The sequence below is a fragment of the Methylovulum psychrotolerans genome, from assembly GCF_002923755.1.
In the GTDB taxonomy this organism is placed as follows: domain Bacteria; phylum Pseudomonadota; class Gammaproteobacteria; order Methylococcales; family Methylomonadaceae; genus Methylovulum; species Methylovulum psychrotolerans.
In genome coordinates this window covers 85,605-99,989 of record NZ_PGFZ01000008.1, presented here as the reverse complement: position 1 = coordinate 99,989, position 14,385 = coordinate 85,605, and the positions used below count along the sequence as shown (strand labels likewise).

9 protein-coding genes are annotated in these 14,385 nt (G+C 52.0%); 4 read left to right on the top strand and 5 right to left on the bottom strand.

All coding sequences use genetic code 11. The features are described from left to right. Positions 1-1,331: 1,331 nt before the first annotated feature. Genes AADEFJLK_RS16490 through AADEFJLK_RS16480 form a run of 3 tightly spaced genes read left to right on the top strand, consistent with a single transcriptional unit; the run spans position 1,332 to position 4,629 of the window. A complete protein-coding gene (locus AADEFJLK_RS16490; RefSeq protein ID WP_103974997.1) occupies positions 1,332-2,579 on the top strand; it encodes a hypothetical protein in 1,248 nt (415 codons plus the stop codon). 2 nt (positions 2,580-2,581) lie between these two features. Then, a complete protein-coding gene (locus AADEFJLK_RS16485) occupies positions 2,582-2,992 on the top strand; it encodes a type 2 periplasmic-binding domain-containing protein (RefSeq protein ID WP_170065141.1) in 411 nt (136 codons plus the stop codon). Next, complete coding sequence (locus AADEFJLK_RS16480; RefSeq protein ID WP_088620422.1) at positions 2,992-4,629, top strand: diguanylate cyclase domain-containing protein; 1,638 nt, start codon at positions 2,992-2,994, stop codon at positions 4,627-4,629. Before AADEFJLK_RS16485 ends, AADEFJLK_RS16480 begins: the two co-directional genes overlap by 1 nt. A gap of 128 nt (positions 4,630-4,757) precedes the next feature. On the opposite strand, the gene AADEFJLK_RS25925 is transcribed toward AADEFJLK_RS16480, so the two are convergent. Continuing rightward, complete coding sequence (locus tag AADEFJLK_RS25925; protein WP_103974996.1) at positions 4,758-8,663, bottom strand: beta strand repeat-containing protein; 3,906 nt, start codon at positions 8,661-8,663, stop codon at positions 4,758-4,760. A 388-nt stretch (positions 8,664-9,051) separates the two neighbouring features. Between AADEFJLK_RS25925 and AADEFJLK_RS16470 the strand changes: the two genes are divergently transcribed. Beyond that, complete coding sequence (locus AADEFJLK_RS16470; RefSeq protein WP_103974995.1) at positions 9,052-9,297, top strand: hypothetical protein; 246 nt, start codon at positions 9,052-9,054, stop codon at positions 9,295-9,297. A 107-nt stretch (positions 9,298-9,404) separates the two neighbouring features. Here AADEFJLK_RS16470 and AADEFJLK_RS16465 read toward each other — a convergent pair whose 3' ends face one another. From AADEFJLK_RS16465 to AADEFJLK_RS16450, 4 genes are all read right to left on the bottom strand, one after another. Continuing rightward, a complete protein-coding gene (locus AADEFJLK_RS16465) occupies positions 9,405-11,012 on the bottom strand; it encodes an NAD(P)/FAD-dependent oxidoreductase (protein WP_103974994.1) in 1,608 nt (535 codons plus the stop codon). Between the two features lie 146 nt (positions 11,013-11,158). Then, the gene (locus AADEFJLK_RS16460) at positions 11,159-12,310 is read right to left on the bottom strand and encodes a J domain-containing protein (RefSeq protein ID WP_103974993.1); all 1,152 of its coding nucleotides are present in this window, start codon (positions 12,308-12,310) and stop codon (positions 11,159-11,161) included. A gap of 162 nt (positions 12,311-12,472) precedes the next feature. Then, complete coding sequence (locus AADEFJLK_RS16455) at positions 12,473-13,021, bottom strand: response regulator transcription factor (RefSeq protein ID WP_103974992.1); 549 nt, start codon at positions 13,019-13,021, stop codon at positions 12,473-12,475. Continuing rightward, positions 12,975-14,381 carry an ATP-binding protein gene (locus AADEFJLK_RS16450; RefSeq protein ID WP_170065140.1) on the bottom strand — a complete coding sequence of 469 codons (1,407 nt, stop codon included), beginning with the start codon at positions 14,379-14,381 and terminating at the stop codon, positions 12,975-12,977. Before AADEFJLK_RS16450 ends, AADEFJLK_RS16455 begins: the two co-directional genes overlap by 47 nt. Positions 14,382-14,385 lie beyond the last annotated feature (4 nt).

The following is a 14,385-nucleotide window of genomic DNA, read 5'->3' as shown; positions in this document are numbered from 1 at the left end:
CTTCGGGCAAAGGCTTTCACCTTTACCTAGTGCTTATACCCTATCTTAGTTAATTTTGAGAGAATCTACCGCACACAAAAATTTATAGCCTTATACATCGTCCTTTCTGTGTTTATTTACTGCTGATGAGGTGCTTAAAATAAAACAGAGCGGCGGGGTGTGAGGATGTGGCGACGAGGTGAGGGGCGGGCATCAGTTGCGGTCAAGATGACCGCGCTCCAAAAGACCGTTCAGCGTATAAGACCCGCGTACAAAGGCTAAAGGCCTTTGCACGCGGTGTCGCGCAGTCCGTAACCGTATCCCTGTCGGCAGGGTTAGGTAAAGGGATGTATCTTGGCAAGCAACAAATTTGCGGTCGGTATAAAGCGGGCGGTCAAAATGCTTGCCATGGCCTATGACCCGCAGGTCCCCCGCTTTTCTCAGTTCCGTCAATAGTTTCTTCTCTAATGCCTGTTTAATGTGCACATACTCTGGCTTATCGGCCCTATTGTTAATTTGTCCGGGATTTTTGCGTACACCGTACAATTCCTCAGAAGGCAGAGATAACAATGTTAAAAAATATATGCACACCTTCTTAGTCAACGGCTGGACAATCTTCGCACATCCCTTGCCAAAACCAGCAAAATTTCAGAGCATTAGCTTTATTTGTTGTAGTATAAGGGTAACGTCTTTTAGCGGTTCATTGTTCGGAAAACGCCAGCGCCCCAACAGTATAGAGACCGAAGCCAGTTAAACGACGTAGGCTCTCTGCTAATCGAAGCCCGTTTTTAACTCATGCACTTATTATGTCGCGTGATCAACTTCGGACTCTATATGCTCACCAAAGGCAACTTATTTAAGGCGTTAATTTTGACAATGTCCATAGATTATTTTTTTGGAATCATCGTCAAAAATCACCTAAAAAAGTGAATAGTTCTAAAAAAATGAAGAAGCGGGGGTCTTTAAATTTTAACAAATTGTTTATGAATGATTAATTTTTATAAAGGGGGCGTGAGCAGTTACAAAATTTAGTTAATTTAAAAATAGGCCTTTCATCATTTTCATCATATTATATAATTCCAAGGCTGGTCATAAACGTATCTAAGGATAGGCTTTGGTTGGCGGCAACTCTATGTATACTTTAAGCGGTCAGGTTTTCGGTTTTTTAGTGTGAGGGAGCGCGGGCATCCTGCCCACCAATTGCGGTCAAGATGACCACGCTCCAAAAACCGAAAACTTGACCGTTCAGAGCATAGCTTAACTGGCTTCGCCTTCTATATAGGCACTTAGGTTTACCGTTGATTGCACTGGACACCCCCCAATGCGCATCGCCATTTTAAAGACAAAGCCCCATGAAACAAACCCTCATCTTATTAACAGCGACGGTACTGCTGTTGGATGTCGCTAATGCCTTTGCCAAAGACACCTATCCTAACTTCACGGTTTCCGGTTTCGGCACCTTAGGGGCCAGCGGCACAAATACCAGCCAACTCGGTTTTCGCCGCGACATCAAACAAACCCCCGGCGTGACCAATAACTGGGGGCTTGACGACGACTCCCGTTTAGGCCTGCAAGCGGATGCGGACATTAATAAATCCTGGCATGCGACGGTACAATGGGTCGCCCGCAATACCACAGGCGATTTTTTAGAACAAAACATTGACTGGGCTTTTTTGCGCTGGCGGCCTGCGGATGATCTGGACATCAGAGCCGGACGGTTGGGTTTCGATAATTTCATGCTCTCGGAATACCGTAATGTTGGCTATGCCTTCCTCTGGATACGTCCTCCCCATGAGTTTTACGCAGGCATACCCGTCTACCACTTTGACGGCGCCGACATTGCGAAGAAATTCGCAACCAGTGCAGGAACGATAACCATCAAGGCTTTCGGGGGCAACAGCTTCTTGCAAATCCCCACCAACTTTGCGGGCTCTGCCGACGAGAGCTTTACCGTTGTCGGCGGCAAACTGGCCTATGAATATGGCAACTGGACGGCCCGCTTGGGCTACAGCTATTCAAAAAACAACGATGAGTTGAGCGCGTTAAACCCCCTGTTAAACACTCTCAATAGTGAGGCGATCAATACGGTCTGGCCAGGTGCGCAAGGGCTTGCGCAGCGCATCGCCACCAAAAATAGGGTCGCGCATTTTAACGCCATCGGCTTGGCTTATGATGACGGCATCTGGCTGGCGCAAATGGAAGTTTCTTATGTCAATTCGAATATAGCAAGCTATCCCAGTGTTGCAGGCGGCTACTTGAGCGCAGGCAGGCGCTTTGGGAAAGTGACGCTGTACTCGCTGTTGGGCCTATCGAAATCCCTGAGTAAGCGGATTACGCTCAGCGATCCGCTAATCGCCCTCCCGGCACTAAGCCAACTGCACAGTGCCGCCGACCAATTGATCAACGGCAACGGCGTGGACGAAAAATCACTTTCTTTAGGCCTGCGCTGGGATGTCGGTGAGCATATCGCCCTGAAAACACAATGGAGCTATTACTGGCTGGGCCAAAACGGCACGGCATTATGGCGTACCCCAGCCTCCGGCGGGCCTACGCCCGATGCCGTTAATGTATGGTCAGTCGGTATGGACTTTGTGTTCTGACCATGAAAAAACTTCTTCTCTCCCTAGTGCTGGCTTTCCCCATCCCCTCGGCACAAGCCGAACTGGTGGTCATCACCCATATTTCCAATAACCTCAACAATCTCACCGCCAAGCAAGTGCAAGACATTTTCATGGGGCGCACCCGCTTGTTTCCCAATGGGAAATTTGCCCTACCCATAGACCAATCCTCGCCCCTGCGTGCCGAGTTTTACCAAAAACTCACCGCGCGGCCCGTGGAGCAAATCAATGCCTACTGGGCGCGGATCATGTTCACCGGGCAAGCCTCGCCCCCGCAACAATTGCCCGATGATAAGGCGGTATTGCAGACGGTGCGCGAAAATGAAGGCGCCATTGGCTATATCGATAAAACCCATGTCGATAATACTGTCCATATCCTGTTGCCGCTACACTGATGAAGATTGCAAAAAAGCGCTACCTTTACCATAAACTGGCCAAGTCCGTATTTGTGGTCACCCTACTGTTTTCGATATTGACTTCGGTGGTTTTTTTTCTCACTGAATTTAAACGGGCCAGCGAAAAAACCGTGGTCATGATCAACCAGTTGCTGGACACTGTGGAAAGCACCGCCGCCATTTCGGCATACTCCAATAACATCAGCATTGGCGAGGATGTCCTCAAAGGATTGCTGCGCAATGATATTGTCCACGAAGCCCGCCTCAGCAATGGCCAAGACCTCCACTTAACGCAAGTACGCAACAGCGAAGTGGCCCGGCAAACCGAAATCATCCGCATCCTGCACTCGCCATTTGGGGATGCAGAAGTCATCGGCAGCCTCTCCATTATCCCGGAAGCACAATATAATCTTTTAGAGGCACGCCACAGCGCCCTGTCTAACGGGATAAGTTCGTCTGTGCTCATCGGCCTAACCGCCGCCATCGTATTATTGATGGTGCGCTCGTCATTCTCTCGCCCATTAATGAAAGTATCCGACACACTGCACGCCATTGAGGTAGGGGAGCAAGAGCGCCTAGAGCCTTTACCACACAATCAGGACGACGAATTGGGCCAGCTTGTCCAAGACATCAATGGCCTGTTGGAAACGCTACAAGAAAAATTCAGTGCCGAGCATCTCCTGCGCGAGGAAATCGAGATGATGGGGCAACAGTTACGCAATATCTTTGACACGACGAGTGCGGGCATTTTCTTACTGGATGAAACGGGCAAGCTACTGGCCGCCAATCCCACATTGAGCAAAGCCATCAGGTTGCCGGAGGCGATGTCTGACAGCTTGTTGGGGCAGGATTTTCCTGAAGTGGCTTTCGCCGAACCGGAACTGATGCGCGAACTCATGCGTCTGGCCGCCGAACGGAACCAATCGGTAGCCCAGGACATGTGCTTAAAAACGCGGGCCGATGCCGCCAATACGGCGACCTGGGTCCATTGCTTAATCTCCCGACAACCTGCCCTGTCGGGCGCGGCGCATTTCGAAGGCGTGGTCTATGACATTACCGACCGCATCGCCGTCGAGACCCGAATCCGGCACGAGGCCGACTATGATTCGCTGACGGGCCTGCTGCGCCGACAAGCTGCCGAACGCCAGTTAATCAAACTGCTTAATGCCCCGGCAAACCAGAACAAGGCACCGGCCATCCTGCTGCTTGATTTGGATTATTTCAAGGAAATCAACGATACTTATGGGCATGATGCCGGTGATTATGTTTTGGTGGAAGTCGCCAGACGGTTTCATGACTGTGTGCGTACCAGCGATATTATCGCCCGGCTGGGAGGCGACGAATTTCTTATTATTCTGGTGAACTGCACGTCCGAACACATTCGGCAAATTGCCAGAAATATTATTATCGCCCTGAGCAAGCCTATCCCACTCAATGCGGCAACCACCCTGCACATAGGGGTCAGTATCGGCATTGCCATTGGCGACGGTTACGGACAAACGTTGGAAAAACTCTATAAATCGGCAGACCAAGCCATGTACGAAGTCAAACACCAAGGCAGAAACGGCTTCGCCATCAATCAGACAGGTAGCGGTATCATCGTGGAAAAGATAGCGGCGGCTAAGGAACGCGCATAAAATAAATCTTATCGTGAGGCGGTTTTCTCTTTGGAGCGCGGGCATCTTGCCCGCGCTCCAAGACCCGTACCCTTTAGCGTTTACCTAAATTATTTCCCACTCATTCCTTAGGGAGGTTATACAGCCCCCTACACCACCATAAAATCCGCCGCCGTCATCGCCAAGCCTTTGCCCAGCACGGCGACCAGCACCGCCGCGCCAGTGCCGTTGCCGTCGGCATCGTAAAACAGGCCACCGGACACGCTGTTGTAAAGGATGCGATCGGTGCTGTCGGCCACCCCGCTGTTACCGAGAATTTTGAACTGGTCGGCGGCCAATACGCCGGTGTGGGTCAGAGCGGTAAAGATGGCGTTTTCCAAGCGGATGGTGTCGTCGCTGACAGTAAAGTCGTCGAGGGTGTCTTTGTTGTTCAGGCCCAGGGCGGTGTCGAAGACAAAAGTGTCCTGGCCTAGCCCGCCCTTAAGCAAATCATTGCCCAAGCCGCCGTCCAGCACATCGTTGCCGCCGCCGCCCCATAAGCTGTTGGCGGCGGTATTGCCAATCAAGGTGTCGTTATAGGCACTGCCGTTGATGGCTTCGATATTGCGCAGGATGTCCGTACCTGCGCCCACTGTGTTTTGCGCTGTGGTCAGCGCCAGATTGACGGTCACGCCCGCACTGGCGGTGTAATATTGGGCGACATCCAAGCCGTTGCCGCCATCCAAGATATTGGAGCCCAGCCCGCCCGTAAGGCCGTCATTACCGTCACCGCCTTTGAGAGTGTCATTACCCGCCCCGCCCCATAAGCTATTATTGGCGGCGTTACCCGTCAGCGTATCGTTATAGGTGCTGCCGTTGATGCCTTCAATACTGACCAAGGTGTCCGTACCCGCACCGAGGGTGTCCTGCGCCCCCGTCAGTGCCAGATTGACGCTCACGCCCGCCGTGGCATCCCAATAGTGGGCGACATCGGTACCGTTACCGCCATCCAGGGTGTCGTTACCGGCACCGCCATTCAAGCTGTCGTTGCCGTCCCCACCTTGCAGCACATCGTCGCCCGTCAAGCCGTTTAAGCTATTGGCAGCGGCATTGCCAATCAGGATATTGTCCAGAATGTTACCGGTTGCGGCTTGGCCGCCGACCAGCAAGGTCAGGTTTTCGACAAAGTTCACCCCATATCCCCATAAGCTAAAACTCACCGTGCTATAGACAGTGTCATTGCCGCCATTAAGATACTCGTAGACATGATCTAAGGCGCTATCGACCCAATAACGGTCGTCGCCCTTGCCGCCGACCATAGAATCATTGCCTGTGCCACCGTCCAAGGTGTCGTTGCCGCCATAGCCATATAGCGAATCATTACCCGCCAAACCGTTCAGCGTGTCGTCGCTGTCATCAAAGCCTTCCACGCTATCATCACCGCTGGTGGCGGCTGTCTGCAAAACTTTGGCCTTAATGTCCGCCCAGCGCCAGACCACGCCATTGCTGAACAGAAATTGCCCGACGCGGCTGTCGGTTACGCCAAAATAATATTGGACTGTCAATTGGCTGCTGCCATAACTGAGCAACAAATCGTAACCGGCACCGACCCGGCTGACCTGGCTGATGTCGGTGGCTGACATATCGGTGAATTTGACGGTATCGGTACCGCCGTTATCGGTGGAAATGCTGTCCGCCCCGTCATTTTTAGCAATCAGATAAGTGTCGGCACCCTGGCCACCATCCAGCTTATCATTGCCTGTTCCGCCGTTTAGGGTGTCATCACCGCCGCCGCCCATCAAGGTGTCATTGCCCGCCAGACCGTTCAGAATGTCGTTGCTGTCGTCATAACCATATAAAGTGTCGTTACCGCCAGTCCCCTGCAACACTTTTGACTTGATATCCGCCCAGCCCCACACCACGCCATCGCTGAATTGGAATTGCTCGACGCGGTCGTCTGCCCTAGAAAAATAATCCGGGAGGGTCAGTTGGCTGTTGCCGTAGCCCAGCAACAATATATCGCCGTAGTAGAACCCGCCGAAGCGGCTGACTTGCGTGATGTCTGTGGAAGCCAGATTGGTGAATACCACCCTATCGGTACCGCCAAAATCATAAAGCGTATCGTCCCCATCATTTTTGGCGATCAAATAAGTGTCGTCGCCAACGCCCCCATACAAAAGGTCATTGCCTGACCCGCCGTTCAGGGTGTCATTGCCGCCGCCGCCATTCAGGGTATCATTACCCGCCAGACCGTTCAGGATGTCGCCGCTGTCGTCATAGCCATCCAAGTGGTCATCGCCGCTGGTCGGATGCAACACTTTTAACTTGATGTCCGCCCAACCCCACACCACACCATCGCTGAATTGGAATTGCCCGACACGGTAACCTGCGGAGGAAAAATAATTCGTGACGGTCAACTGGCTACCGCCATAAGCCAGCAACAAATCGGTATTGTACAACCCTACCCGGCTGACCTGGGTGATGCCGCTGGTGGCCAGATCGGTGAACTTGACCACATCGGTGCCGCCGAAATCATACAGCGTGTCCGCCCCGTCATTTTTGGCGATCAGATAAATGTCGTTGCCCGCACCGCCCTCTAAATAATCATTACCTACCCCGCCGTTTAGGGTGTCATTGCCGTTGAAGCCATACAGCGTGTCATTGCCCGCCAAACCGTTCAGGGTATCGTTACTGTCATCATAGCCATAGATATTGTCATTACCGCTGCTGTTGGCCGCTTGCAAGGCTTTAACTTTAATGTCCGCCCAACCCCAAACCACCCCATTACTGAACTGGAATTGCTCGATCCGATAGTCTGTCGAGTAAAAATAACTTTGGACAGTCAATTGGCTGCTGCCATAGCCCAGCACCAAATCGTTGCCATAGAAGCCCTCGCGGCTAACGCGGGTGATGCCAGTGGCTGCCAGATCGGTGAATTTGACCACATCGGTGCCGCCGTTATCGATCAGCGAGTCCACCCCGTCGTTTTTGGCGATCAGATAAGTGTCGTTGCCCAGACCACCCTCCAACCAGTCATTGCCAGTGCCGCCGTTTAGGGTATCATTGCCGTTGAAGCCATATAGCCTGTCATTACCCGCCAAACCGTTTAGGTTATCATTGCTGTCGTCATAGCCATACAAGCGGTCATTGCCGCTGGTGGGGGGATGCAACGCTTTGGCCTTGATGTCCGCCCAAGCCCACACCGCCCCATTGCTGAACTGAAACTGCTCGATACGATAATACGCCATGTCCTCATTAAAATAATCCGTGACAATCAGTTGGCCGCCGCTATAACTTAACAACAAATCGCCGTTGCTATAACTTACATCTATACGGCTGACTTGGGTCATGTCGGTAGCTGCCATATCGGTAAACTTGACCACATCGGTGCCGCCGTTATCGTAAAGCGTGTCCGCCCCATCGTTTTTGGCGATCAGATAAGTGTCGTTGCCCAAGCCACCAGACAAGGTGTCACTACCCGTACCGCCATTCAGCGTATCGTTGCCGCCGTTGCCATACAGCCAATCATTGCCCGCCAAACCATTCAAAGTATCGTTACTGTCGTCATAACCAGACAAGATGTCAGTATTGGCAGTCCCTTGCAACACCTTCAGGCTAATATCCGCCCAGCCCCATACAATCCCATTGCTAAACTGAAACTGCCCGACACGATAGTCTGTCGAGTTAAAATAACCTTGGACGATCAACTGGCCGCCGCTATATTGCAGCAGCAAATCTGAAGTGCTCCGGCTAATTTTGATGTCGGCGGCGGCCACATCAGTGAACTTGACCACATCGCTACCGCCGCCAGTGTACAGCGCGTCTATCCCGCCGTTTTTGGCGACCAGATAAGTGTCGTTGCCCGCCCCACCCCATAACGTATCATTACCTGCCCCGCCGCTGAGCGTGTCATTACCGTCACCGCCATATAACGAATCATTGTCCGCCCCACCCGTAACGGTATCATTGCCCCCATTGCCAAACAGCGAATCATCGCCGCCATTGCCCTCAATAACATCATCGCCTGCCGTGCCGACGTAATAGTTATTGCCGTTATCGCCGTTATATGTCGCCATTAATTATCACTCTAAGTTGCGCCATCAGAAAATCGACCTGTCTGGATTTAGAGTTTATACCGTATTTTAGTTAATTGCGAGAATAAATATTATAAATAAAACCCTTATGTGCTTAATAAGTGCTTACCACATGCTTACTATGTGCTTATTAGGTGTTTAAATTCAGACAAAAAAGGAAGAAAGGGGGAATTCAAGGCTTTCACCCGTTCGCGGAAGATCAGCAGCCCCTTGGGTTTGGGGCAGTTGGTATTGATGTACTGCAATTTGGACAAATCGCGGCAGGGTGTGGCGGGAAATATCACCCTATTGCAGGAGCGCATCGCTGACACAGCCGTGCAAAAACGGCTTTCCGTGTACATCCCTTGGTTAAAAGCCCTGTTGTAAAAAAATGTGGCCGCATGTAGGGGGATGCCCGGCAACCTGCGGCAGTTTGGTGAACGCGGCGGGCACGTCTTACCGGTTAGATGTGGCGTTGGATTTGGCCGTGCTGCCGTTCGTCCACATTGCAGTGACCGACCAGGATGTGGGCGAACGCCTTAACCTCTCCATCTCGTCAAAGGCGACGTGGCCTGGCTGGACAGGGGCTACCATCCGTAGGCCATTTTTGAACAGCCCGGCCAAGGCGTGGCAGTGATATTGCGCCCCCGCAAGCTTATGTTGCAATATGTCAGTGCTTGAAAGCATGAGGCTGTTTGCCCAGCTTGCAGCATAGCTTGATTGTTAAATTAGCGCGTATACCCCCTACTCATTCCTTAACATCGCCAAAGCCACCGCTTCGGCGACTTTAATACCATCTACCGCCGCCGACAAAATCCCACCCGCATAACCCGCCCCTTCGCCTGCCGGATATAGGCCTTTGGTGTTGATGCTTTGGTAATCTCCGTTACGTTTGATGCGGATAGGCGACGAAGTGCGGGTTTCCACGCCCGTCAACAACGCATCATCCATCGCAAAGCCTTTGATTTTTTTGCCGAAGGCGGGCAAGGCTTCGCGGATGGCGGTAATGGCATAATCAGGCAAGGCGGTGGACAAATCGCCCAGATGCACCCCCGGCGTGTACGAAGGCAAAACGCTGCCGAAGGTGGTCGAGGGGCGTTGGGCGAGGAAGTCGCCGACCAATTGCCCGGGTGCATCATAAGTGCCGCCGCCTAAGACAAAGGCATGGGCTTCTAACTGGCGTTGTAAGGCAATGCCCGCTAAGGGGTGGCCGGGGTAATCGGTTTCCGGGGTAATGCCGACCACAATACCGCTATTGGCGTTGCGTTCATTGCGCGAATATTGGCTCATACCATTAGTGACGACATGCCCCGCTTCCGAGGTCGCCGCCACCACTGTACCGCCCGGACACATGCAGAAACTGTACACGGAGCGGCCATTTTGGCAATGGTGGACAAGCTTATAATCCGCCGCACCCAATAAAGGGTGTCCGGCAGCCGCGCCAAAGCGGCAGGTGTCGATTAAGGATTGCGGGTGTTCGATACGCAATCCCACCGAAAACGGCTTGGCTTCGATATAAACGCCGCGCTCATAGAGCATGGCAAAGGTATCCCGCGCACTATGGCCGACCGCGCAGACGATATGGCGGCTACGCAAGGTTTCACCGCTGGCGAGGGTCACGCCTTGTACTTGTCCGTCGCTAATCGCCAGATCATCCACCCGGCATTGGAAGCGGATTTCCCCGCCTAAGGCCTCAATACTCGCCCGCATCTGCTCGACCATCGACACCAGCCGAAACGTGCCGATATGCGGCTTACTGACCCGTAAAATCTCTGCCGGTGCCCCGGCTTTGACAAACTCAGTCAAGACCTTGCGGCCATAATGGTTAGGGTCTTTAATTTGGGTATAGAGCTTGCCATCGGAGAATGTCCCCGCCCCGCCTTCACCAAACTGCACATTCGATTCGGGGTTAAACACCCGTTTGCGCCACAAACCGAAGGTGTCTTTAGTGCGTTCGCGCACTTCCTTGCCACGCTCCAAAATCAGCGGTTTAAAGCCCATTTGCGCCAAAATCAGCCCGACAAACAAACCGCACGGCCCCATGCCGATAATAATAGGCCGTTCGCTCAGGTTGCTGGGGGCTTGGCCGACGAAACGGTAAGTGGTGTCGGGGGTCGGCAAAATATGCGGGTCAGCGTGAAAACGCGCCAACACCTCCGCCTCATTGCTCAAGCTCACATCTAGGGTATAGACCAGCAAAATCGCCGCGCGTTTGCGGGCATCATTGCCTTGCCGAAAAATGGTATAGCCGTTTAGCTGCTCTGGGCTAATGCCTAGCCGCCCGATAATAGTGGCGCTCAGCATGGCTTCGGTATGGTCTAGGGGGAGTTTCAGTTCGGTGATTCTTAACATATCGGTTTTCGGTTAGGGCGGCAAGGTAACAAACGGTTACGGTATCCTTAGCCGCCGCCAAGGTAAGGATAAGCCGATAATAAAACGGGAGCACAAAGGCATAGTCCGCTGACCTGCCCTAACAGGCGTTAGGGCCATGCAGACTGTTAGCGAAAGTCAAAAGGATCGCCGCCAAACAGCTCATCAAAAGCATCCCGCCGCTTAGGCTTAGGTATCCGGTAAGCTTTTAGCCACGCCTTAAAGGTGGCCGGGTCGGCATGGTCTTGCAGGTCTTCTTTAATATAAGCAATATCTTGTTTGACCTGCCGCATATCGTGTGCAAGTTCCGCTAACAAATGTTTGGGGGTGATTTTGCCAAAAAACGGCATATTCAAACGCTCCATGAACGTCATCTCGATATGGCCTATTTCCTCTGTCAATTCCGCCAATTGTTCGCCGAGTATTTTATTAAAATGCTTTAAGCGGTCATCGGCGATATGGCCTAATTGCGCGGCATCCACCTGCTCCGCTTCCAATTGCAGTTCCAGCAATTGCAACAAATCTTTTTTGCCGTAAGCGGTATTGACGCGCTGCATCAGCTCGGTTTTACGCGCCCGCTCCTGCTCGTCCGGTTCGCGGTCAGGATGCAAGGCGGCGACCAGCTTACGGTAAATTTCCTGCACCGATTTACCCGCTAAGGCTTCGTCTTCCTGTTGCTTGGCTTCGCGTGCCAATTGCTTGACGGTTTTTTTCTTCGGTTTAGCGGCCTTTACGGCTTCTTCTGCCTCAGCTTGCTCGCGTAGCTTGTCTTGCAAATGGGCTTGGAATTTTTCTGGGGTGCTGACATCCACGTCGTCATCAATATCGACCTTAAACATTTCTTTGGCGAGACCCTTTATCATCTCAGCCATGGCTTGCTCCTGTTCCTGCACCATCGCATAGTAGTCGGTGTCTTTGTATTTATTGAACAGAGCTTTCACCGCCTCCGATTCCATATCAACCACTAAATCATCACAGACCGCGCTGATAATATGCTTGATTTTGGCCTTATCGGTTTTCTTAAACAGCGGGTGTTCATAATACTGGTCTAATAATTGTAGCCATTCCAAGCGGTAGCCGTTAAACGTATCGAACAGCGGCTCGTATTCTTGCCCGACTTTTTGCTGGTAAACCGGAATGGTGTCTTTCCAGTCCAGCAACAATTTTTTATTTTTATCGATTTGTTTGATCAGGTTATTAAAGCGTTTCTGCGCCGCCGATAAGGTACTGCCTTGTTTTTTCGGGGCGATACGGATGGCTTTGGGGTCTTTGGCGGTCATGGGGGTGGCTCTTGGTAAAAAATAAAAAGCATCTGGACAAACTTCCTGATACTGTCTAAGGGATTATTATATAATCGATTGTTTATGTGCTTACCCTAAAAAACCGCGCCAGTTTGGTTTTGATACCTTGCCGGAACGGTTAACGGAGGGAGTCTGCAACACTCACTCCCGCACGGGCCGCTTATCCAACTTCCTTTGCAAAGTCCGACGGTGCATGTTCAACGCCCGTGCCGCTGCCGAGATATTGCCGTCATACTGCATCAGCACTTTTTGTAAATGCTCCCATTCCAAGCGCTTCACCGATAAGGGGTTTTCGCTGATGGACACAGACGCATCGCCTTCGTTTTTATTCAGGGCGTTGACGATTTCGTCGGCGTTGGCGGGTTTGGTCAAGTAATGGGTGGCACCGAGCTTGATGGCTTCGACGGCGGTGGCGATACTGGCAAAACCCGTCAACATGACGATTTGGGTGTTATCGTCCAGCGAGATCAATTTTTTGACCAATTCCAACCCGGATTCATAGCCGATGCGCAAGTCTATCACCGCATATTCGGGCAGGTTTTGTTCGGCTAAGGCAATACCGCTGGCGACGTTATTGGCGACGAGGACTTCGTAATTGCGTTTTTCCAACGCCGCTTTTAAAACCTTGCAAAAGGTTTCGTCGTCATCCACCAGCAATAAACGGGGCTTGTCCAATTCCTGTAAGGTCATCATGTTGCTCTTCTGCATGTAAAAGGGGAATAGTAATCTCCACACAGGCACCGCCTGCGTCATGATTGTAAAGGTTAATTTTGCCGCCTAAACGTTGAATGGTGGAGTAGGTAAGAAACAGCCCGACTCCTAAGCCGCGTTTTTTACTGACCACAGGCTGTTTGCCGGCAAAATTAAGCAGTTCCGGGGGGAGACCGGTACCAAAATCACGGATACGGATAATCGCCTGTTGACGGCTCCAGTCGGCATGGAATTCGATGCCTTTTTCTGGCGGTGAGGCTTCGGCGGCATTATTGAGGATATTAATGATCGAATGGGTCAGGGTACGCTCGGCGATAATTTGCGCATCAAACGGCACATCCGGGTCAATGACAAAACTGAGTTTGGTCGAGACCTTATGGGTGCGCCATTGTTTGATCACCTCGTCGATATATTCAGTCAGCAAGATGACGCGGCCAGATTCGGCGCGTAACTCCCCCGCCGAAGCCGACATCACCGACAAGGCGGCTTTGCAGCGTTCGATTTGCTGCTTCATAATCAGAGTCTTTTCATGCAGATCCGGGAAGCGGTGTTCGGGGTACTCTTGTTCCAACTCGTGGGCGACAATGGCGATTGTCCCCAGCGGTGTGCCCATATCGTGGGCCGCGCTGGCGGCTAAGGTACCGAGGGCGACCACGCGCTCATCACGCAGGGCATTTTCCCGCGCTTCAGCAAGGTTACGCTCTTGGATGCGCAGGGCAATCGCCAATTCGACGACAAAAAACGCCACCAAACCCGCACTGAATACAAAACCAAACCACATGCCGAAGATATGCAGGTTGAAATAGTGCTTGTCGCTCATGGCATGGGCTTGCTGCAACAGATCGTAGTTCATGGTCGAATGCAGCAAATGCGGGCTGGGCGAATGCGGCTCGATGGCGGGCAAAGGGATGTTAAACGCCATCAGCACCGTGTACATGGAGGTGGTGATAATCACCATATACCACGCATAAGAGTGCGGCAGCATAATGGCGGTGATGATCACCGGCAATAAAAACACCCAAATGATCGGGTTGGACGCACCGCCCGTCAAATACAGCAAGGCCCCGATAGCCACCACATCCATAATTAACTGGATGAACAGTTCCGTCTCGTTAACCGGTTCTTCAGCCTGGAGGCGCATGGAGGTGTAAAAGTTTAAGGCGCAGATCATAAATACTACCAGCCAGAGCTGTTGCTCAGGCAAGCGGATGTTCAGACCATACGTCGAGAGGATAATCAGCAAAGATTCGCTGAGGATCATCAGATTTCTTAAAATAAACAGCCAGCGCAGATTTTGACGGGCGGAAAATTCGGATTTGGGGGAGACGTGTGAAAGCATGGCA

Coding starts and splice junctions, on each gene's coding strand:
- AADEFJLK_RS16480 (WP_088620422.1), top strand. CDS start 2,992: ATGAAGATTGCAAAAAAGCGCTACCTTTACCATAAACTGGCCAAGTCC.
- AADEFJLK_RS16455 (WP_103974992.1), bottom strand. CDS start 13,021: ATGACCTTACAGGAATTGGACAAGCCCCGTTTATTGCTGGTGGATGAC.
- AADEFJLK_RS16470 (WP_103974995.1), top strand. CDS start 9,052: ATGTGGCCGCATGTAGGGGGATGCCCGGCAACCTGCGGCAGTTTGGTG.
- AADEFJLK_RS25925 (WP_103974996.1), bottom strand. CDS start 8,663: ATGGCGACATATAACGGCGATAACGGCAATAACTATTACGTCGGCACG.
- AADEFJLK_RS16465 (WP_103974994.1), bottom strand. CDS start 11,012: ATGTTAAGAATCACCGAACTGAAACTCCCCCTAGACCATACCGAAGCC.
- AADEFJLK_RS16490 (WP_103974997.1), top strand. CDS start 1,332: ATGAAACAAACCCTCATCTTATTAACAGCGACGGTACTGCTGTTGGAT.
- AADEFJLK_RS16485 (WP_170065141.1), top strand. CDS start 2,582: ATGAAAAAACTTCTTCTCTCCCTAGTGCTGGCTTTCCCCATCCCCTCG.
- AADEFJLK_RS16460 (WP_103974993.1), bottom strand. CDS start 12,310: ATGACCGCCAAAGACCCCAAAGCCATCCGTATCGCCCCGAAAAAACAA.
- AADEFJLK_RS16450 (WP_170065140.1), bottom strand. CDS start 14,381: ATGCTTTCACACGTCTCCCCCAAATCCGAATTTTCCGCCCGTCAAAAT.